The sequence below is a fragment of the Campylobacter helveticus genome (assembly GCF_002080395.1).
In the GTDB taxonomy this organism is placed as follows: Bacteria; Campylobacterota; Campylobacteria; order Campylobacterales; family Campylobacteraceae; genus Campylobacter_D; species Campylobacter_D helveticus.
The window spans coordinates 307,488-328,296 of the sequence record NZ_CP020478.1 but is presented as its reverse complement, the minus strand read 5'-3'; the positions used below and the strand labels follow the sequence as shown (position 1 = coordinate 328,296).

Annotated in this window: 17 protein-coding genes and 12 tRNA genes; 9 read left to right on the top strand and 20 right to left on the bottom strand. The window is 36.8% G+C overall.

Features of this window, described 5'->3' with window-relative positions; translation table 11 throughout:
• Nucleotides 1-82 precede the first annotated feature (82 nt).
• From rpoC to CHELV3228_RS01715, 19 genes are all read right to left on the bottom strand, one after another.
• Nucleotides 83-4,633 carry a DNA-directed RNA polymerase subunit beta' gene (gene rpoC / locus CHELV3228_RS01805; protein WP_082199264.1) on the bottom strand — a complete coding sequence of 1,517 codons (4,551 nt, stop codon included), beginning with the start codon at nucleotides 4,631-4,633 and terminating at the stop codon, nucleotides 83-85.
• Nucleotides 4,626-8,759: a DNA-directed RNA polymerase subunit beta gene (gene rpoB, locus CHELV3228_RS01800; RefSeq protein ID WP_082199263.1), complete on the bottom strand. Its 4,134-nt coding sequence runs from the start codon at nucleotides 8,757-8,759 to the stop codon at nucleotides 4,626-4,628. Before rpoB ends, rpoC begins: the two co-directional genes overlap by 8 nt.
• A gap of 100 nt (nucleotides 8,760-8,859) precedes the next feature.
• Nucleotides 8,860-9,237 carry a 50S ribosomal protein L7/L12 gene (gene rplL, locus CHELV3228_RS01795; protein WP_082199262.1) on the bottom strand — a complete coding sequence of 126 codons (378 nt, stop codon included), beginning with the start codon at nucleotides 9,235-9,237 and terminating at the stop codon, nucleotides 8,860-8,862.
• Between the two features lie 14 nt (nucleotides 9,238-9,251).
• Nucleotides 9,252-9,734, bottom strand: coding sequence for a 50S ribosomal protein L10 (gene rplJ / locus CHELV3228_RS01790; protein ID WP_082199261.1), 483 nt, complete (start codon nucleotides 9,732-9,734; stop codon nucleotides 9,252-9,254).
• A gap of 143 nt (nucleotides 9,735-9,877) precedes the next feature.
• Entirely contained in the window at nucleotides 9,878-10,579 is a 702-nt protein-coding gene (gene rplA / locus CHELV3228_RS01785; protein ID WP_082199260.1) for a 50S ribosomal protein L1, read from the bottom strand.
• 53 nt (nucleotides 10,580-10,632) lie between these two features.
• A complete protein-coding gene (gene rplK, locus CHELV3228_RS01780) occupies nucleotides 10,633-11,058 on the bottom strand; it encodes a 50S ribosomal protein L11 (RefSeq protein ID WP_082199259.1) in 426 nt (141 codons plus the stop codon).
• A 22-nt stretch (nucleotides 11,059-11,080) separates the two neighbouring features.
• On the bottom strand, nucleotides 11,081-11,614 hold the full coding sequence (gene nusG, locus CHELV3228_RS01775) for a transcription termination/antitermination protein NusG (protein WP_082199258.1): 534 nt from the start codon (nucleotides 11,612-11,614) through the stop codon (nucleotides 11,081-11,083).
• 8 nt (nucleotides 11,615-11,622) lie between these two features.
• Nucleotides 11,623-11,802, bottom strand: coding sequence for a preprotein translocase subunit SecE (gene secE, locus CHELV3228_RS01770; protein ID WP_082199257.1), 180 nt, complete (start codon nucleotides 11,800-11,802; stop codon nucleotides 11,623-11,625).
• A 15-nt stretch (nucleotides 11,803-11,817) separates the two neighbouring features.
• Nucleotides 11,818-11,893 (bottom strand) — tRNA-Trp (locus tag CHELV3228_RS01765).
• 10 nt (nucleotides 11,894-11,903) lie between these two features.
• The gene (rpmG, locus tag CHELV3228_RS01760) at nucleotides 11,904-12,062 is read right to left on the bottom strand and encodes a 50S ribosomal protein L33 (RefSeq protein ID WP_004275236.1); all 159 of its coding nucleotides are present in this window, start codon (nucleotides 12,060-12,062) and stop codon (nucleotides 11,904-11,906) included.
• Nucleotides 12,063-12,114: 52 nt separating this feature from the next.
• Complete coding sequence (tuf, locus tag CHELV3228_RS01755) at nucleotides 12,115-13,314, bottom strand: elongation factor Tu (protein WP_082199256.1); 1,200 nt, start codon at nucleotides 13,312-13,314, stop codon at nucleotides 12,115-12,117.
• A gap of 68 nt (nucleotides 13,315-13,382) precedes the next feature.
• Nucleotides 13,383-13,457: transfer RNA gene (locus CHELV3228_RS01750), tRNA-Thr, on the bottom strand.
• A 91-nt stretch (nucleotides 13,458-13,548) separates the two neighbouring features.
• Nucleotides 13,549-13,625, bottom strand: a tRNA-Gly gene (locus tag CHELV3228_RS01745).
• 7 nt (nucleotides 13,626-13,632) lie between these two features.
• Nucleotides 13,633-13,717 (bottom strand) — tRNA-Tyr (locus CHELV3228_RS01740).
• Between the two features lie 50 nt (nucleotides 13,718-13,767).
• A tRNA-Thr gene (locus CHELV3228_RS01735) sits at nucleotides 13,768-13,843 on the bottom strand.
• Nucleotides 13,844-13,911: 68 nt separating this feature from the next.
• Nucleotides 13,912-14,673 carry a glycosyltransferase family 25 protein gene (locus CHELV3228_RS01730; protein WP_082199255.1) on the bottom strand — a complete coding sequence of 254 codons (762 nt, stop codon included), beginning with the start codon at nucleotides 14,671-14,673 and terminating at the stop codon, nucleotides 13,912-13,914.
• Between the two features lie 16 nt (nucleotides 14,674-14,689).
• Nucleotides 14,690-15,427, bottom strand: coding sequence for an amino acid ABC transporter ATP-binding protein (locus tag CHELV3228_RS01725; protein WP_082199254.1), 738 nt, complete (start codon nucleotides 15,425-15,427; stop codon nucleotides 14,690-14,692).
• Nucleotide 15,428: 1 nt separating this feature from the next.
• Nucleotides 15,429-16,085, bottom strand: a complete 657-nt coding sequence (locus tag CHELV3228_RS01720; protein ID WP_082199253.1) for an amino acid ABC transporter permease — start codon at nucleotides 16,083-16,085, stop codon at nucleotides 15,429-15,431.
• A complete protein-coding gene (locus CHELV3228_RS01715; protein ID WP_082199252.1) occupies nucleotides 16,078-16,779 on the bottom strand; it encodes an amino acid ABC transporter permease in 702 nt (233 codons plus the stop codon). Before CHELV3228_RS01715 ends, CHELV3228_RS01720 begins: the two co-directional genes overlap by 8 nt.
• 149 nt (nucleotides 16,780-16,928) lie before the next feature.
• Here CHELV3228_RS01715 and folD point away from each other — a divergent pair, with 149 nt between their 5' ends.
• The 9 genes from folD to CHELV3228_RS01670 all read left to right on the top strand — a co-directional run bounded on the left by folD (nucleotide 16,929) and on the right by CHELV3228_RS01670 (nucleotide 19,343).
• Nucleotides 16,929-17,786, top strand: coding sequence for a bifunctional methylenetetrahydrofolate dehydrogenase/methenyltetrahydrofolate cyclohydrolase FolD (gene folD / locus CHELV3228_RS01710; protein WP_082199251.1), 858 nt, complete (start codon nucleotides 16,929-16,931; stop codon nucleotides 17,784-17,786).
• Between the two features lie 8 nt (nucleotides 17,787-17,794).
• Complete coding sequence (gene lepB / locus CHELV3228_RS01705) at nucleotides 17,795-18,622, top strand: signal peptidase I (RefSeq protein ID WP_082199250.1); 828 nt, start codon at nucleotides 17,795-17,797, stop codon at nucleotides 18,620-18,622.
• A gap of 131 nt (nucleotides 18,623-18,753) precedes the next feature.
• Nucleotides 18,754-18,829: transfer RNA gene (locus CHELV3228_RS01700), tRNA-Lys, on the top strand.
• A gap of 5 nt (nucleotides 18,830-18,834) precedes the next feature.
• Nucleotides 18,835-18,910: transfer RNA gene (locus tag CHELV3228_RS01695), tRNA-Val, on the top strand.
• A gap of 15 nt (nucleotides 18,911-18,925) precedes the next feature.
• Nucleotides 18,926-19,002: transfer RNA gene (locus CHELV3228_RS01690), tRNA-Asp, on the top strand.
• A 6-nt stretch (nucleotides 19,003-19,008) separates the two neighbouring features.
• Nucleotides 19,009-19,084, top strand: a tRNA-Lys gene (locus tag CHELV3228_RS01685).
• A 12-nt stretch (nucleotides 19,085-19,096) separates the two neighbouring features.
• Nucleotides 19,097-19,172 (top strand) — tRNA-Arg (locus CHELV3228_RS01680).
• A 3-nt stretch (nucleotides 19,173-19,175) separates the two neighbouring features.
• Nucleotides 19,176-19,251, top strand: a tRNA-Val gene (locus tag CHELV3228_RS01675).
• A 15-nt stretch (nucleotides 19,252-19,266) separates the two neighbouring features.
• Nucleotides 19,267-19,343 (top strand) — tRNA-Asp (locus CHELV3228_RS01670).
• Between the two features lies 1 nt (nucleotide 19,344).
• On the opposite strand, the gene CHELV3228_RS01665 is transcribed toward CHELV3228_RS01670, so the two are convergent.
• Nucleotides 19,345-20,784, bottom strand: a complete 1,440-nt coding sequence (locus tag CHELV3228_RS01665) for a DUF2972 domain-containing protein (RefSeq protein WP_115588747.1) — start codon at nucleotides 20,782-20,784, stop codon at nucleotides 19,345-19,347.
• Between the last annotated feature and the right edge of the window lie 25 nt (nucleotides 20,785-20,809).

The following is a 20,809-nucleotide window of genomic DNA, read 5'->3' as shown; positions in this document are numbered from 1 at the left end:
TTGGGATTTTATCTAAATTTTTCTTAGAATTAGTTGAAAATAAGAATAGTTTAAGTTAGCCCTTAAAATAAAGGGCTAAAAATCATTTTTCTTGAAGTTTGAAATTTTCCTCTGCATAAAGTCCTGTTCCAACAGGTATAATGCGACCTAGTATAACATTTTCTTTCAAATCTTCTAAATAATCAAATTTACCAGCTATACTTGCTTCGGTTAAAACCTTAGTTGTTTCTTGGAAAGATGCCGCTGAAATCACACTATCACTTCCTATCGCCGCTCTGGTAACACCCAAAAGCACAGGCTCTGCTATGGCTGGCTCACCGCCCATTTTGACGATTTTTTCATTTTCTTCGCGGAATTTACGGCGTGAAACCAAATCGCCCTCGATAAATTTAGTATGCCCACTATCTACCACCTTTACCTGCCTTAACATTTGAGAAACAATTACCTCGATATGCTTATCAGAAATCACAACGCCCTGTCCGCGATACACTTGCTGAATTTCGCTAATAAGATAATAATGCAAAGCCTTTTCGCCTAAAATTTTAAGCACATCGTGGCTTGAAATCAAGCCGTCTGTAAGCTTTTCTCCAGCGTGGATAAATTCGCCATCTCTCACTTGGATATGCTTTGACTTATCGATAAGGTATTCTGCACTTGAACCATCTTCTGCCTCAATAATAATTCTTTCTTTAGAACGCAAAGGCTTGTCAAAACGCACAACTCCGTCAATCTCTGCTATCACAGCGGCATTTTTAGGCTTTCTCGCCTCAAAAAGCTCACTTACACGCGGCAAACCACCTGTGATGTCTTTAGATTTAGCCACCGCTTTTGGCGTTTTAGCTAAAACATCAGCTTGTGAAACTTTGTCTCCATCGTGGATAAAAATCACCGTTTTTGGCTCAAGCTGATAACGCGCAACTTTATCTCCCTTTCCAGCTATAAGTAAGGTCGGGCGAACTCCACTTGGTAAATACTCATTGATTACCAAAGAACGCTTACCAGTCGCCTCGTCTAACTGCTCATCTGCACTATATCCAGCTTCAATATCCTCAAAGCTCACCACCCCATCAATCTCCGCTATGATAGTATTATTATACGCATCCCACTCGGCTATCACGCTTTTATCTTTTTTTGCCGCACTAGCTATAATGGCATTCACATCGTCTATAACCGCACTATCATCAAATTCTATTCTAGATTCTCTAGGGATATAATGCCTTTTTGCCTCTCTATCATTCTCATCTGCAATGACAACAAAAAAGCCTTTTTCCTTAACTATATCGCCTTTTTTAACCTTACGCACCCTATCCAAACCATCGCCTTTAAGAATGTAAAATTTCAAAGTTCCTGTTTCACCCGCTTTGATATCTTGCACGATAGGATCGCCATCTTTGACTAAAATTTCACTTGCATAAGGAATACGATTTGGCACATTCCAGCCCTCTTTAATCACCTCCACTATACTCTCATTTTCATTGACTTCACTGCCATTTTGGTAAGGCAAATAAAGCTTTCCGTCTATATTTCCGCTCACACCAGCTAACTCATTTGGCTTAGCCAAATCATATTTTCTTAATATAAATTTAGCCTCTTTTTTCTTATCTTTTATCGAAACAATCACATCTTCGTGAATGCTTTCTATGCTAATAGTTCCTTTAAATGGTGCTTTGATTTTTGGCTCCACAAGTAAAATCGCCGCATTTCTACGATTTGCAACGATATTTTTACCCTCTTTATTTTTATAGGTTTTAAGATTATAAAATCTTATAAAGCCCTCTTTTTGCGCACTTACTTGTCTATCCTGTAAGTCTGTGCTAGCCGTTCCACCACTATGAAAAGTTCTAAGAGTTAGCTGTGTCCCAGGCTCACCGATGGATTGCGCTGAGATGATACCAACTGCTTCACCCGGCTTTACAAGCTTACCTTCGCCAAGATTGACCCCATAGCATTTTGCACAAATTCCTTTTTTTGCTTTGCAAGTAATAGGGGTGCGTATATTTACACTCTTAATCCCACTCTCACTAAGCACTCTAGCCTTTTCTTCATCGATTAAAGCTCCCTCAGCAAAAAGAACAGAATTTGTAATAGGGTCAATCACATCTTCAGCCAAAACCCTACCCAAAATTCTTTCTTCTAAAGTTTCCACTATGGAGCTATCCGCTGTAATCTCGTTTATCTCAATACCCTCGTGCGTGCCACAATCATAAGTTGTAATCTTAACATTTTGTGCCACATCTATGAGCTTTCTTGTAAGATAACCAGCATTTGCCGTTTTAAGTGCGGTATCAGCGAGTCCTTTTCTAGCTCCGTGTGTTGAGATGAAATACTCAAGCACATTAAGCCCTTCGCGGAAATTTGAAATAATAGGTGTTTCAATAATGCTACCATCAGGCTTAGTCATCAAGCCTCTCATCGCCGCAAGCTGCGAAATTTGTGCCGCACTACCTCTAGCACCACTATCTGCCATCATATAGATAGAGTTAAAACCATCTTTATCTTTTTGCACAAGCTCCATCATCTCTTTGGATAAAATGTTATTTGTGCTTTTCCAAATGTCTATAATCTTATTATATCTTTCGCCGGAAGTTATCAAGCCTAGATTATAAGAATTTTGAATTTCTCTAACTTGCTTTTTCGCTTCATCAATAGCTTTTTGCTTTTCATTTGGCACGATAATATCCGCTATGGAAATAGAAACTCCCGCCTTAGTCGCATACTCAAAACCTAAATTCTTAAGCTTATCCAAGAAACTCGCAGTTAAATGCAGACCTCCCTGCTTATAAACATAATCGACTAAAGCCGCAATGTCTTTTTTCTTTAAAACTTTATTCCACATATTTTCAGGCACAAAATCAGGTAAGATTGACTTAATTATCAAACGCCCCGCCGTAGTAGCACACTTACGCCCATCAATAATCGTTTGGATATTAGCGTGAATATCAAGACAATTTGACTCCATTGCCATCATCACTTCATCAATACCTGTGCAAATTTTATGCGCCCCTTTTGCCCCAACTTTTTCTAAAGAAAGATAATAAATTCCTAAAACCATATCTTGAGAAGGCACAGTTACAGACTTTCCACTTGCTGGCAAAAGGATATTCATAGAAGAAAGCATTAAAACTTTACATTCTGCTATGGCTTCTTGGGAAAGTGGCACATGCACAGCCATTTGGTCCCCATCAAAGTCCGCATTGAACGCTGCACAAACTAGAGGGTGGAGTTGAATCGCCTTACCCTCAACCAAAACAGGGTGAAATGCCTGAATGGAAAGCTTATGTAGTGTCGGCGCACGGTTAAGCATCACAGGATGCCCCTCAACCACCTCTTCAAGGCACTCCCAAACCTCGTTTGTTTTATTTTCTATCATCTTTTTTGCTTGTTTAACAGTGGTCGCATAGCCTTTTTCTTCAAGTTTAGCTAAAAGATGTGGTTTAAAAAGCTCTAAAGCCATCTTTTTAGGCAAACCACACTGGTCCATCCTAAGCTTAGGTCCCACAACGATAACGCTACGACCTGAGAAATCCACCCTTTTTCCTAGCAAATTTTGTCTAAAACGCCCTTGCTTTCCTTTGATAATTTCACTTAAAGATTTTAAAGGGCGTTTATTTGCACCCTTAACGGCATTTGCACGGCGTCCGTTGTCAAATAACGCATCAACTGCTTCTTGAAGCATTCTTTTTTCGTTTCTTATAATAATTTCTGGAGCGTCAAGCTCTAAAAGCTTTTTAAGACGGGTGTTTCTATTTATCACGCGGCGGTATAAATCATTGACATCACTTACCGCAAATTTTCCTCCATCTAAAGCTACCAAAGGACGCAAATCAGGTGGTAAAACAGGCAAATTTGTAATCATCATCCACTCAGGACGATTTGGCACAGCATCTTCGCCATTAATATTAGTATTTAGATTAGAATTTAAGAAATTCTCCACCACCTTCAAACGCTTAACAATCGTCTTCTTCTTCGCTTCGGAATTGGTTGATTGCATTTGCTCTTTAAGCTGATTGAGCAAAGCAACTAAATCTAAATTTGCAAGCAAATCGCGAACGACCTCACCACCCATTCTAGCTTTAAAATCAGTATTTTCATAGCGTTGCATTAAGCTTTGATACTGCTCTTCGTTTAAAACATCACAAAATTCAACTTTTTTAGAATTTTCATTATCATAATAAGCTTCACCCGGATTTTCCACTATATAGGCTTCATAATACAATACGCGCTCTAAATCTTTCATCTTAACACCAAGTAGCGTTCCTATACGACTTGGCAAAGAATTAACATACCAAATATGAGCCACAGGTGTTACAAGCTCGATATGCCCCATTCTAGAGCGACGCACTTTAGAATTTGCAACTTCAACACCGCATTTTTCACATTTTACACCCTTAAAGCGCATTTTTTTGTATTTACCACAAAGACACTCATAATCTCTAATCGGCCCAAAAATTTTTGCACAAAAAAGTCCATCTCTTTCAGGTTTTAAAGTGCGATAATTAATCGTTTCAGGTTTTTTAACCTCACCGTAAGACCAAGATTTAATACGCTCAGGACTGGCTAATCTTAACTGAAACGCTTCAAAATCTCTAGGGCGATTTTCTTCTTTTATCTCTATTACTTTAAATTTACTCATTCTCTTCATCCTTATCAAAAATCTCAACATCTAAAGCCAAAGATTTAAGCTCGTTGGTTAAAACAAAAAAGGTTTCAGGTATGCCTGTGGCTGGGACATTTTCTCCCTTAGTTAAAGCCTTGTAGGCACTAAAACGCCCTTCAACATCATCGGATTTTATTGTTAGCATTTCACGCAAAGTATGTGCAGCTCCATAAGCTTCTAAAGCCCAAACTTCCATTTCTCCAAATCTCTGTCCTCCAAAAAGTGCCTTACCACCCACAGGCTGTTGTGTTACAAGACTATAAGGTCCTGTGCTTCTTGCATGCACTTTTTCATCGACAAGGTGATGAAGTTTAAGCATATACATACATCCTACATGCACACGCTCAGCAATCTTCTCCCCAGTGCGTCCGTCATAAAGTTCTGTTTTGCCGTCCATATCCACTTTAGCCATTTCAAAAAGTTTGGCAAATTCCTTTATATTAACCCCCTCAAAAACAGGAGTAGCAAATTTCACACCCCTACTCCAATCTCTTGCATAGTTTAAAAGCTCATCATCGTTTAAGCCCTCAACAAAGGCTTTTTCATTTGCAAGACGCGGGATAGAACAAATTTCTAGCATTTTCTTGCGTAAAGTCTTAACAAAATCTTTTTGCTTTTTATCAAAAATTTCTTGGATTTGCTCACCTAGTTTTAAGCCCACAAGTCCCAAATGGCTCTCTAAAATTTGCCCGATATTCATACGGCTAGGCACACCAAGCGGATTTAAAGCAATATCAACGCTTTTACCATTTGGAAGATAAGGCATATCCACCTCAGGCACTATGGTAGAAACGATACCTTTATTTCCGTGTCGTCCCGCCATTTTATCGCCAACCTTGAGTTTTCTTTTTGTCGCAATGTAAATTTTAACAAGTTTAACAACCCCACTTGACAAGATATCATCTTTGTCTAAAATTTCAAGCTTTTCATCGTGTTCGGCTTTAAGCTTTTTCTTTTCATCTTGGAAGTGATTTTTTAAATCATCATACTGCTTTTGTATCTCTTTAGAATAAGCTTTTATGAGGCTTGTTAAGATAAAACGATTAACTTTTTCTAAATCCTCCCTAGCAACTTTTTGCCCCTTTTTATAGCTCTTACTACCTACTTTTTGCTCACTATTTAAAGGTGCCTTAGCTAAAAGAGCATAAACTCTTAGCATTTCCTCTCTATCCATCATTAAAAGTCTGTCGTGATACTCTTTTTCTAAAGCCATTTTTTCTTTATCATAAGACTTTAAGGCTCTATCATCTTTTTCATAACCTTTTTTAGTGAAAATTTTCACATCAACAACCACACCCTCTAAGGAAGCAGTAGCATATAAAGATTTATTAACAACATGCCCAGCTTTTTCTCCAAAAATAGCTCTTAAAAGCCTTTCCTCTGGCGTAGGCTTTACTTCCCCTTTAGGAGAAACCTTACCCACTAAAATCATACCCGGCTTTATATGAGTTCCAATTTTTGCAATACCGCTTTCATCAAGATGGGCAACATCATCTTCTTTAACATTTGGAATATCTTTAGTAATTTCCTCAACGCCGTCCTTTAATTCTCTTGCTTCAATTTCTTTTTCATAAATATGCACACTTGTAAAAGTATCCTCACGGATAATTCTTTCACTCACAACAATGGCATCCTCATAATTGTAACCGTTCCAAGGCATAAAAGCGATAAGGGCATTTTTGCCTATAGCAAGTTCACCTTGGTCCATACTAGGACCATCGGCTATAACCTGCCCCGCTTCGACCACATCACCCTTTTTAACGATAGGATGTTGAACATAATTAGTATTTTGATTTGTTCTTAAATTCTTTTCTAGACTATAGTGGTCGATAAAAGGACCTTTTTCATCTTCACCTAAAATAAATATGCTTTTATTATCAACCTTTTCTATCACTCCCCCACGCTTAGCCTTAACAGCCTCCCACGCGTCCCTTGCAATAATTCTTTCCATACCAGTTCCCACTATAGGTGCAGAAGAAGTAAGCAGTGGCACAGCTTGGCGTTGCATATTTGAACCCATTAATGCCCTATTTGCGTCATCGTGCTCTAAGAAAGGTATCAAAGAAGCTGCTACGCCCACAACCATACCAGAGCAAAGGTCGATTAATTGAACCTCTTCTCTTCTTGCAAGGATGGTTTCACCATCTTGTCTTGCCTCCACAAATTCCTCGACAATATTTCCTTTTGCATCGATTTTTGTCGAAGCTGGAGCAATAAATAGACCCTCTTCTTGAGTGGCAGTAAGATAAACCACTTCATCGCTAACCTTGCCATTAACGACTTTTTTATAAGGTGCTTCAACAAAGCCTAGCTCATTCACTTTTGCATAAGTTGAAAGAGTGTTGATAAGTCCTATATTCTGCCCTTCTGGAGTTTCAACAGGGCAAATTCTACCATAATGAGTTGCATGCACATCACGCACCTCAAAACCAGCTCTTTCTTTTACTAAGCCACCCTCACCAAGTGCGGACAAACGGCGTTTGTGTGTAACTTCGCTAAGAGGATTAGTCTGGTCCATAAATTGCGATAATTGCCCGCCCGTAAAAAATTCTAAAATTGTTGTTGTTATCATCTTAGGATTAATCAAATCATAAGGCATAACCTTCTCTAAATCCGCATTTAAAGAGCTAAATTTATCTCTAATCGCTTTTTGCATTTTGGTCAGTCCTAAATGAAGCTCATTAGCCAAAAGTTCACCGATAGAGCGGATACGACGATTACCCAAATGGTCTCTATCATCAATATATCCTTTACCATTTTTAACTTTTATAAGATATTTTGCAGTTTTTATGATATCCTCATTTGTTAAAACAGTAATATACTCAGGCACATCAAGGGCCAATTTATGATTCATCTTCATACGACCAACTTTAGTCAAATCATATCTTTCTGGATTAAAAAATAAATCATTTACAAAAGCCTTAGCCGCATCTTTAACCACAGGCTCACCCGGACGCATAACCTTATAAATTCTAATCGCCGCCAAATCGTTTTCATCTTCTAAATTTTCGCTTTGCTTAAGTAATTTTAGAGTTTCACTATCTTGCATAAAAGAATTAATAATCGCCGCATCCACGCCATTAGCTAAATCATTTGCTATATCAAAACTTTTTTGCTCTTTGATTTTAGTCAGCTTACCCTCATCAATCAAAGTCAAAGAGTCAAAAATCACCTCTCCACTTTGCTTATCGATAATAGGACTTGCCAAATATCTATTTATAAGAACTTCTAAAGGGTATTCCACCCATTTTAATCCATCTTTAACAAGCTGTTCAATTTTCTTTTTTGTTAATCTTTTACCAGCTGGATGAACAACCTTGCCTTTTTCATCTTTTATGTCATATTCTACTCTATCAACAAAATCATTTGGGTTAAATTCCGTTAAAAATTTATCTTTTTTCACATGAATGGTTTGGATAGGATAAAATAATTTTATAATATCTTGTTTTTTATATCCTAAAGCCCTAAAAAGCATAGTTATAGGCACTTTTCTTCTTTTATTTATCCTAACATATAGCACATCTTTGGCATCATACTCAAAATATAACCACGAGCCTCTATCTGGAATGATTTGAGCAGTATAAACAAGCTTATTTGCCACCGTGGAGCTTTCTTCCTCTTTGAAAATAACACCCGGACTTCTATGAAGCTGATTAACCACAACTCTTTCAACACCATTAATGATAAAAGAAACTCTATCTGTCATTAAAGGAATTTCGCGTATAAAAATCTCTTGTTCTTTAATATCCTTAATGCCAACTTTTTCACCTGTTTTTTCATCTTTTTCGTGAAGAGTAAGACGAATTTTCATTTTCAAATTTACCGAATAAGTTAGCCCTCTTTCCATACATTCTCTTATGGTATATTTTGGCTTACCTATTTCACTACTTACATATTCTAATGAAAGTCTATTTTGTGGGTCGTGGATAGGAAAAATGGATTTAAACACTTTCTCTATACCGCTTTCGCTTTTTGTATCACTAAGATTTAAAAAATAATCAAAACTTGCTTTTTGTAATTGAAGAAGATTTGGAATTTCAATTTGTTTGGAAATATTGGAGAAATCTACCCTAAAACGATTTCCTAATTTATTATTTAACATATATCTATACCTCATTGGTAAATTTGTAAATTTAAAAAGAAGACCTAAAAAATTTAGGTAAAAAAGGGAATTTGCAATCAATTCCCTTAAACATTAAAGCTTATTTTAACTCTACCTTAGCACCAGCTTCTTCGAGTTGTTTTTTAGCCTCTTCAGCATCTGCTTTAGCAACACCCTCTTTTAAAGTCGAAGGAGTTTGCTCAACTGCATCTTTTGCCTCTTTAAGTCCAAGACCTGTAAGAGCACGAACAATTTTAATAACCTCAATTTTCTTCGCACCACTATCAGTTAAAACGATATCAAATTCAGTTTTTTCTTCAGCCGCAGCAACAGCACCACCAGCAACAGCACCACCAGCTACCATCACAGGAGCTGCTGAAACACCAAATTTTTCTTCAAATTCTTTTACAAGTTCTGATAACTCAAGAACGCTTAAATTTGAAATATATTCTAATACATCTTCTTTAGAAATTGCCATTTTTAATCCTTTTATTAATTTTCTGTTTCTTTTTTATTTTTTAACGCATTTAAACCAATGGTAAAATTGGTAATCGGCGCATTCCAAACTTGCAAAAGCATAGCAAGCAACTCATTGCGTGAAGGCATTTTAGCCAAAGCTTTAACCTTAGCGACATCTGCAACTTCGCCATCAATAAAGGCGGTTTTAATTTGAAACAAATCATTATTTTCTTCAAATTTTGCCGCGACTTTAGTTACGCTCAACTGGTCTTCGCCCCAAAGATAAATGTTTGTATCTTTAAGAACTAAACCTGTTTTACCGGAATTATTGAGAGCAATGTTAGCCAAAGTGTTTTTAATGATTTTAACTTCAACACCATTTTCTCTTGCATTATTTCTAAGCTCTTCAAGTTTTTTTGTGCTAAGTCCCTTGTAGTTACATACCACAATGGCTTCACTTGCTTTAAAACCCTCTTCAAGCTTAGCGATAACTTCTACTTTCTCGCTTCTAGTCACATCTTCTCCTTTCCGATTGAGATTTCAAGCAGAGCGATTTCTCATTTAAGTCCAAAGACCTCGGCTATCTTCAATCTAAAATAAACATCTCAAAGAAAAAAATTCTCTCAAATGTTTATTTATAAGAGTTGCATTTGCAACTCTTATTTCATATCTAAAAGCTCTTGCACATCAAGTTTAACCGAAGGACTCATCGTTAAAGAAAGTGCAGCGTTTTTAATATATCTTCCCTTTGCAGCATCTGGTTTATGCTTATTAATCGCCTTAACAAAGGTGCTAATATTTTCCAAAAGTTTTTCTTTTGTAAAGCTTACTTTTCCAAGTCCTGCGTGGATATTTCCTTGCTTATCAACGCGGAAATTTACCTGTCCGCTTTTTGCATTATGCACAGCTTGTGCCACATCCATAGTTACCGTGCCTGTTTTAGGATTTGGCATTAAACCCTTAGGTCCTAAAATTCTACCAACTTTACCCACAAGTCCCATTAAATTTGGTGTTGCAATTAACACATCGAAATTCATATTACCCTTTTGAATTTCTTCCACCAAATCATCGCTTCCTACTATATCCGCTCCAGCAGCTTGCGCTTCATCAGCTTTTGCATCTTTAGCAATCACAGCCACACGGACTTTCTTACCCGTTCCAGCAGGTAAAACTACCGAACCACGCACCATTTGGTCAGCGTGTCTTGGGTCAACATTAAGCTTTAAAGCAATCTCAACTGTCTCATCAAATTTAGCTGAAGCAAGAGTTTTTACAGCATCTACCGCTTCATTTAAAACATAATTTTTTTCAGAATCAATCTTTTTCGTTAATTCTTTTAATCTTTTTGTAATTTTCGCCATTATTTTCTCCGCATTTAAAGTGCTACCGCCTTAATCCCAGCGGTAAGGATTTATCAATCTACGATTTCAACACCCATAGAACGAGCCGAACCCGCAATAATCTTAGCAGCTTGGTCTCTATCTTTAGTGTTCAAATCCGCAAGTTTTTTATCTACTATATCCAAAACTTGCGCACGAGTTAGCTTACCAACCTTATTTTTAAGTGGGTTGTCCGCACCTTTACTAATACCCGCTGCTTTTTTAATCAAATCCGTAGCAGGAGGCTGTTTAGTAATAAAAGTAAAGCTTTTATCTGCATAAACTGTAATTACAACAGGGATATTAAAACCTGCCATATCCTTTGTTCTTTCGTTAAAAGCTTTACAAAATTCCATAATATTAACACCTTGCTGACCTAAAGCTGGACCAACAGGAGGTGATGGATTCGCTTTTGTAGCAGCGATTTGCAATTTAATTTCGCCTACGACCTTTTTAGCCATAACCAATCTCCTTTAAAAAAATTTAAATGACTTTCTCAACTTGAGAATACAAAATTTCTACTGGTGTCGAACGCCCAAAAATAGAAACATTAAGCTTCAATAAACCACGAACCATATCATACTCCTCCACTATACCTGTGAAATTCGCAAAAGGTCCCTCCGTAATCCTTACATTTTCTCCCTCTTCAAAAGAAATTTTAGGTTTAGGAGCAGCTTTATTATAAGCTTTTTCTAAAATTAAACTAATATCCTTCTCACTTAAAGGCGTGGGTTTTTTGGACTCGCCTATAAAACGCCCCACTTTTGGTAAAGACTGAATGCGATGCCAAAGCTCTGTATCTAGGTCCAAATTTGCAAAAACATAACCAGAATACAAACTTCTTTCGCTAATTTTTTCCTTACCATTTTTAAATTCAATCACATCTTCAGTTGGAACGACAATTTCTTTTAATCGCTCCTCGATTTTATTATCTTTAACTAAATTTTCAATGGCTTTTTTGACAGCCATTTCACTACCTGCATAAGTTTGGATTGCATACCATTTATGTTCGCTCATTATCCACCTCACACTATGGAAGAAACAATAGAAGACATAATCCAATCCACTAATGCTAAAAATAAAGAAACCACAGCTACCACGATAAACACGGTAATATAGGCATTCCTTACTTGTTCTTTTAAAGGAAAAATCACTTTCCTTAATTCAGCTTTTGATAATTTAAAATAAGTTACTAATTTTTCCATTACAAAACCTCATTATGGCAGGGCAAGAGGGATTCGAACCCCCAACCATCGGATTTGGAATCCGGCGCTCTACCGTTGGAGCTATTGCCCTAAGGACAAGCTTAACTTTTTAGCTTAACTTCTTTATGAAGTGTGTGTTTTTTTAATCTTGGACAATATTTCTTAAGCTCTAATTTTTCCGTAGTATTTTTGCTATTTTTATAAGTGCTGTAATTAATATCTCCACATTCTTCACACTTTAAACCAACTTTAACTCTCATCTAACTTTCCTTAAAATCAAAGCCAAGCTAAAAATGCTTGGCTTCTTTAAATTTATTTAATAATTTTAGAAACAACACCAGAACCTACAGTCTTACCACCTTCACGGATAGCAAAACGAGTTCCTTCTTCAAGAGCTACTGGAGCGATAAGACTAACAGTAATTCTTACATTCTCACCCGGCATAACCATTTCAACACCATCAGCCAATTTAATAGAACCTGTAACATCAGTTGTTCTTACATAAAATTGTGGGCGATAGTTATTAAAGAATGGAGTATGGCGACCACCCTCATCTTTATTTAAGATATAAACCTCTGCCTCAAAATCTGTATGTGGAGTGATAGACTTAGGTTTAGCAAGAACCATACCACGAAGAACATCTTCTTTTTTAGTTCCTCTTAAAAGCACACCGACATTATCACCAGCTTCACCTTGGTCCATTTCTTTTCTAAACATTTCAACACCAGTTACAGTTGTAGTTTGAGTATCTTTAATACCTACGATTTCGATAGTATCGCCTACTTTTACTACACCTTTTTCAATCCTACCTGTTACAACGGTTCCACGACCAGAAATTGAAAAAACATCTTCAATTGGCATTAGGAAATCTTTTTCAGTATCACGCACAGGAGTTGGGATATACTCATCTACTGCTTTCATAAGCTCAAGAATCTTAGCTGACCACTCGCCATCTTGTCCAGCCTTAGCTTCTTCTAAAGCTTGAAGAGCAGAACCTGAAACGATAGGAGTATCATCGCCTGGGAAATCATACGAGCTTAATAACTCTCTAATTTCCATTTCAACCAACTCTAAAAGCTCAGCATCATCAACCATATCAGCCTTGTTCATAAAAACAACGATATAAGGAACACCTACCTGACGAGAAAGCAAAATGTGCTCTCTAGTTTGTGGCATAGGACCATCTGCAGCAGAAACAACCAAAATCGCTCCGTCCATTTGCGCAGCACCTGTAATCATATTTTTAACATAGTCGGCGTGTCCAGGACAATCCACATGTGCATAGTGGCGATTTTCTGTCTCATACTCGATGTGAGAAGTTGCAATGGTAATACCACGCTCTTTTTCTTCAGGAGCATTGTCGATATTATCATAGTCCTTAAGCTCTGCCAAACCTCTTCTTGATAAAACAGCAGAAATAGCAGCTGTTAGAGTAGTTTTACCGTGGTCTACGTGACCGATGGTTCCTATATTCACATGTGGCTTGTTACGAGAAAATTTTTCTTTAGCCATTTTATTCCTCCGTATAAAAATTAAATAAGCAAAAGCAAGTCTAAATTTATCTAAATTTTTTCAAATTATGGAGCTCATAGCGGGAATTGAACCCGCGACCTCTCCCTTACCAAGGGAGTGCTCTACCTCTGAGCCATACGAGCGCTCAGAAAAATTTACACATAAATAGACAACTAAAAACTCTTCAATAGGGAAATTCTGTAAGTATCATAAATACAGCTCCCAGTCAAACTTTGGAGCGGGAAACGGGACTCGAACCCGCGACCCTCAGCTTGGAAGGCTGATGCTCTAGCCAACTGAGCTACTCCCGCAAAGCTATGGTGGTGAGTCGTGGATTCGAACCACGGAAGGCAAAGCCAGCAGATTTACAGTCTGCCCTCGTTGGCCACTTGAGTAACTCACCTAAAAAATAACGCTAAAAACGATATCTGGTCAAACACTGCTAAAATTCAATGGAGCTGGTTAAGGGACTTGAACCCCCGACCTGCTGCTTACAAGGCAGCTGCTCTACCAACTGAGCTAAACCAGCGAATAAAAGTTGCAATTCTACCTTAAAAAAAAATTTTTGTCAAGAACTAGAAAAGGCAATCTTAAATTTTATGATTTTAAAGACTTCATTAAGAAAAAAACATAAAAACGCAAATGCCAATAAAGCTTCCAAAAAGGTCTTGCTAATTTAGCTATAAAGAAAAATGGACTTTTAACTTGAGAGCCGATGACGCTTTGCTCATTTTCTGGTATTTTAAGCTTAAAGTTCTCATCGACCCAAATATAACTCATAACCTTGTGGATATAAAACATATCTGTATAAAAATCTATGGGATAATACATCTTTTTTAAATTATCAAGCCATTTTAATGCGGCACTAGGTTTGATATAATAGGCAAAAGCACCAAAAGAAAATCTTTTTTCACAAAGATAAAGTTTATCCTTAATGTGCTTATAGCCGTAATTGCGGAATTTAACCTTTACAAATTCATAAGGGGTCTCTTTTAAAAAGTTAAGAAATTCGGCGAAGTCCCCCCCCCCCTCAAAATAAAAATCATCTTCTAAAATCAAGACCGCCTCATTAAGCTCTACACATTTTTGCCATAGGCTAAGATGACTTGCAAAGCAAGCAAGTTCAGTATCTAAAATGCCACAACCCCCTCTACCACAAAAAGCAAGAGAACGAAATTTAGGAAAATAAGAGGTAAATTTTTCCATATTTTCTTTTATTTTCGCATCTATGGCTTCAAAAAATTCAAAGCTTATCTCATCTTTTAAATTTGGATAATTTTCAAAAAATCTTTCTATTTGTTTTTGCATAAGCTTTTTACGCTCCAAACTTCTTTTTAAATTGATAATAAAAATTTTCATACTTTCCCTTACAAAATCATTGATGAAAATCAAAAAGATTTAAAAATTTCTTCGCTCTCTGGGTTTTTGGGCTTTGAAAAAATTCTTCGGGCTTAGAAATTTCGACTATCTCGCCATTATCCATAAAGACGATTTTATCTGCCACAGCCTTAGCAAAGCCCATTTCGTGCGTAACAATAAGCATAGTCATACCCTCTTTAGCAAGATTAAGCATTACCTCTAAAACCTCCCTCACAATCTCCGGGTCCAAAGCCGCCGTAACTTCATCAAAAAGCATTAGCATAGGATTCATACAAAGGCTTCTCACTATGGCGATGCGTTGCTTTTGTCCCCCACTAAGCTCCCTTGGATACGCCTCAAGTTTGTGTAAAAGTCCCACTTTTTCAAGCCAAATTTTAGCCTCATTTAAAACCTCTTCCTTATCTCTCTTTTGCACTTTTAAAGGTCCTAAAAGTATGTTTTCTTTCACACTTAAATGCTCAAAAAGCTCGTAAGATTGAAACACCATACCCACTTTTTGTCGTATTTTTGTCCAGTGCTTATAATCTTTAGTAATTTTCTCCCCATCAATGTAAATCGCCCCAGAGGCAATCTCCTCAAGTCCATTAATGCAACGAAGTAGGGTCGATTTCCCACAGCCACTTGGTCCTAAAATAACAACAACTTCTTTTTGTTTAACTTCTAAATTGATATGATTTAAAGCCCTATGTGAGCCATAAAATTTCACTAAATTTTCTATCTTTAATATACTCATCTTAATTCCACCTTTTTTCCAGCCTACTAGCATACAACGACACAGGATAACAAATCACAAAATAAAGCATAAAAATTAATCCATAAATCACAAAGGGCGCAAAATCATTTTGATTATGAAATTCTATGATTTGCTGTCCTACTTTGACAAGCTCAACCGCACCGATTAAATAAGCAAAAGTTGTGCTTTTTATCATACGCGTAAGTAAATTCATACTAAGAGGCGTAAGTCTTCTTAAGGCTTGCGGAATGATGATAAAAATATAAGTTTGTAGAGGATTTAAACCTAGTGCAGCGGCGGATTCGTATTGATGTTTTGGTATGCTTTGTAGGGAACTTCTCACTAAATCCATCATTTCAAAACTCCCCCAAATGCTAAAAACGATAATCGCCGCTGCTACGCTACTTAAATCAAGTCCAAGCCACCTTGAAAAGCCAAAATACACAATGAAAAGCCACACTAAAAGCGGCATCACACGCACAAATTCCAAGCCAAAACGACAAATTACATAAATATAAGAATTCTTAAGACTCATCAAAATCCCAAGCAAAAGCCCACCAAAAGAAGTGATAATAATGCTTACAAAAGAAATTTCAAGAGTGATGAAAAGCCCCTCGCCAAGTCTAGTAAGGCTATTTAAATTTAAAATTTCAAGCATATCTTAGCCTTTTTTCTAGCCAAGAAAGTGTTAAAGAAAGCGGTAAGATAATCAACAAATAGCCCAAAAATAACATTAACAAAAGCTCATCTGTTTTATAAGTGAGCGAATTTAAACCCTTCATCAAAGTTACTAAATCAGGCAAAGCTATAATACTAACGACCGATGTTTCCTTGATGAGAAAAATGATATTTGCACTAATGCCACTCATCGCCACTGCTAAAGCCTGAGGCAAAATCACATAACGCAAATTTCCAAAAGTGCTAAAACCAAGGCTAAGCCCCGCCTCAAACTGCTGCTTCCTTACAGACTCTAAACCCGCCCTTAAAGCCTCCGCCATATAAGAACCACCTAAAAAACTAAGTCCCACAATGGCACAAGCAAAAGCCGGTCTTAAACTCTCATCGACACTAAGACAAAGCAAATTTAAAGGAAAAATATTTTCAAGATGAAGTCCTAGTTTTGGCAAGGCATAATATAAGAAGAAAAGTTGGATTAAAAGGGGAGTATTGCGCGAAAATTCTATGTAAATTTTACATAAGTTTTCTAGAAATTTCAACTTAAAAAAACTCATCAAAACGCAAAAAAAGCCTATGATTAAAGAAAATACTATACCCCAAAAACTAAGCTTTAAAGTAAGCCAAGCCGCCTGTAAAAAAGCGGGAGTGTGCGTTAGTATAAAATGAAAATCCATATCTTTCCCACAAAATTTAACGATAATTTTAATCTTAAATTGTAACAAAAAATTGTTGCAAATTTCTTATGAAAAAAGTTTAATTTGCTTTAAATTTGCTATTTTGCACTATAATTTTTTCCCAAAATACCAAAACAATAAGGATAAAGATGATTTTACTTGACGGCAAGGCTTTAAGTCTTAAGATAAAAGAAGAGCTGAAAAATACAAGTGTAATGCTAAAAACTAAAGGCGTTGAACCTTGCTTGGCAGTCATTTTAGTCGGCGATGATGAGGCGAGCAAAACCTATGTCAATGCTAAAGCCAAAGCTTGTGAGGCTTGTGAAATCAAATCTTTAGTCTATAAACTAGATATTAACACGACACAAAATGAACTTTTAGCCCTCATCAACACACTCAATTACGATGATAGTGTGCATGGAATTTTAGTCCAACTTCCACTACCCGCACACATTAACAAAAACTTAATCCTTGAAAGCATTTTAAGCTCTAAAGATGTCGATGGTTTTCACCCCATCAATGTAGGCTATTTAAATTTAGGTATTGAAAGCGGTTTTTTACCTTGCACCCCTTTGGGAGTGATGAAGCTTTTAAAAGCTTACAATATCAATCTGGAGGGTTTAGATTCTGTAGTAATCGGTGCTTCAAATATTGTCGGTCGTCCTATGGCAACGATGCTTTTAAATGCGGGTGCTAGCGTAAGCATTTGCCATATTAAAACAAAGGATTTAAGTTTTTACACCAAAAAAGCAGATTTGATCATAATCGCCGCGGGCTGCGTGAATTTACTCAAAGAAGATATGGTAAAAGAGGGAGCCATCATAGTCGATGTGGGGATTAACCGCATTAATAATGCTTTGGTGGGTGATGTGGATTTTAATGCAGTTTCTAAAAAAGTCAGTCATATAAGCCCTGTTCCGGGTGGCGTAGGACCGATGACAATCGCAATGCTTCTTGAAAACACCATAAAATCAGCTAAAAATAGACTTTTAAACCCTCAAATTTAAGGATAAATATGAATTTTTTGAAAAAATTTTACACTTTTTTTAATTCTTGGACGGGAACAATTATCTTTGTTTTACTTGTGATATTCTTTTTTATCCAAGCTTTCATTATCCCTAGTGGCTCGATGAAAAACACTCTCTTAGTCGGCGAAATGCTTTTTGTTAAGAAATTTAGCTACGGAATTCCTACTCCGCATATTCCTTGGCTTGAAATTCCTATTTTACCAGATTTTGACGATGATGGGCATCTTATTAGTGGGGAGGGACCAAAACGAGGCGATATAGTCGTTTTTAGATACCCAAAAGACGAAAAAATTCACTTCGTTAAACGCTGTGTGGCTAAGGGAAATGATAGAGTTATTTATGCAAATAAAACCCTTTATGTCAGTATGAGTGAGGGAGAGGATTTTATGCGAGAAAATTATCCCAAAGATGACCTTATAAAACTTGGCGGACGACTTTTTGTCAAAGAGCCTTATAAACAAAAGGGAATTCACTATGAAGAAGATAAAAATATGGATGAAATCATCGAAAAATTTGCACTTTTAGGACAATTTGCAATGTCAAAAACAAGCTTTAAAGAGCTGGGGGCAGCTTATGTTTTTGATGTGCCAGAAAATGAATATTTTATGATGGGAGATAATAGGGACTTTTCCTCAGATAGTCGCTTCTGGGGTTCTGTGCCTTATAAGCTTGTCGTAGGGCAACCTTGGTTTGTCTATATGTCTTTTGATAAAGATTATAACATACGCTGGGAGAGGATAGGACGCTTCGTTGATACTTTAGAAAATGAAGAAAAATTCATAAAAGATGATGATAGCGAAGATTCTTTAAGCTAAAAAATTAAAAGAGGCAAAATAAAGCTTAAATTGTCTTCCTTTTTATGCCAAAACATTTAAAAAACTTGACGAAAAGATGAAAAATGCTTGACAAATTAAGGCGGTTTTTGGCATAATCACATTTTTTATTTGTCTCCTTAGCTCAGCCGGTAGAGCATCTCCCTTTTAAGGAGGGGGCCGTTGGTTCGAATCCAACAGGGGACACCATTTTGGGTCGCTTAGCTCAGTTGGTAGAGCGCCACCCTTACAAGGTGGATGTCATAAGTTCGAGTCTTATAGCGACCACCATTTACTTCTTTCGGTGCAGCGGTAGTTCAGCTGGTTAGAATGCCGCCCTGTCACGGCGGAGGTCGCGGGTTCGAGTCCCGTCCGCTGCGCCACTTTATGTCTCCTTAGCTCAGCCGGTAGAGCATCTCCCTTTTAAGGAGGGGGCCGTTGGTTCGAATCCAACAGGGGACACCACTTTTAGGGTTTGACCCTTTCGTCTAGTGGCCCAGGACAACACTCTCTCTGTGTGGAAACAGAGGTTCAAATCCTCTAGGGGTCGCCATTTGGTCGCTTAGCTCAGTTGGTAGAGCGCCACCCTTACAAGGTGGATGTCATAAGTTCGAGTCTTATAGCGACCACCATTTACTTCTTTCGGTGCAGCGGTAGTTCAGCTGGTTAGAATGCCGCCCTGTCACGGCGGAGGTCGCGGGTTCGAGTCCCGTCCGCTGCGCCACTTAATTTAATTCTTTACAATTTTTCTCAAATTCCCCATAATACTTCCACGAAGCAACAATGTCAGGGCGATTTTCTTTAATGTGGGTAAATTCTTTATCCAAAACTTTTTTAAGAGTTAGGGCTTCGTATTTGTATGTTTTAAGATATTCTAATACATCTTTTTCTTTCACATAAGTTTCAACATATTTTTGCCTTAAATTATCTAATTTTTTAACAAATTCATTAAGATAAATTTTTGTTTCATTAAATAATTTTTCATCTTCTTTTAAAGCTTTAAAGTCTTCCTCACTCATTGCTAAAGCGATGATGTCAAATACCTTTAAATTCTCTAAATCTTTATCAACGAGTTCTTTAGCATAATCCTTAAGATTCCCCTTTCTTCCTTTAAGGCAAATTTCTAAATTTAAAGAACGGATTTTTAGAGTGAGTGGGATAATGTATCTTAGTTCCGTCATTTTCTTTTGTTTTAAAAATTCCTCCAAGCCTTTTAATCTCTCTTCATCCAAATCTTTTCCAAAAAACTTAGCATATTTTCTCATACTATCCATTACCTTATCAGGATTGACTTCACTCGCATCGATATAATACACTTCTTTATTGCAAATTTTAGCTGTGCTTGTGTAAGAAAAATTGACAAGTTGGGATTGTTTGATTAAAGAGGGTATAGCGCCTAAGGTTGGATAGGGGCTTTGTTGATAAAATCTTTTTCTATCCAAAACTTCGTCAATGTTATCATTAAGATGAAAGGAAGTATTGTGGCTTTTACCTCTCTTTATCCCTCCGTGATTTGCCCTATGTTTTATCCTGCCAATAGGGTCTCTTACTAAAATGATAAAAGGTAAATCAGCACTTAAATAAACCCCTTTTTCATCAAATTTTTTATATTTCAAATACCATCTAGTAAAGGCTGCAACATCTTTAAATTCTGTGGAGTAGAAATCTTGAGGATTAATTTCATTTAAACCATCTGTTACGGGATGAAAAATTAAATTAAAACTCGCTTGAAAAAAATCCATCATCGCTACGTGTGCAGAGCTTCCGTAAATAAAAAATGCAAATTTATAATTTTTCGGCAAAGGTAAATTTAATTCCCAAGCTAATTTAGCAGGTATTTTTTCATAACTTAGAGCATAGTTTTTATCATTGACTTTCTCAGGGTTAAGTAATGGAGGATAAGGGTGGTTTTCCCTTTCATATTTGTCTTTAAATTCTTTAGAATTGAGCCATAAATTGACTTCATCAAAATGTTGTGAGACAAAAGATAAATTTTGTAAAAGTAAAATTTTTAAAGGAATATAAGATGTTTTTAAAAGAGGTTTGACTTCTTTATAGGCTTTTAAATTTGAAGATTTAAGTAAGGTTTTTATGAGTAAGAAAGAAAATTGAAATTTTAAAGTGCAGGGCTTACTACCCCCCCCCCCCCCCCACAAGTGTTTCAACTTGGTAAGAACAATAATTGATAAA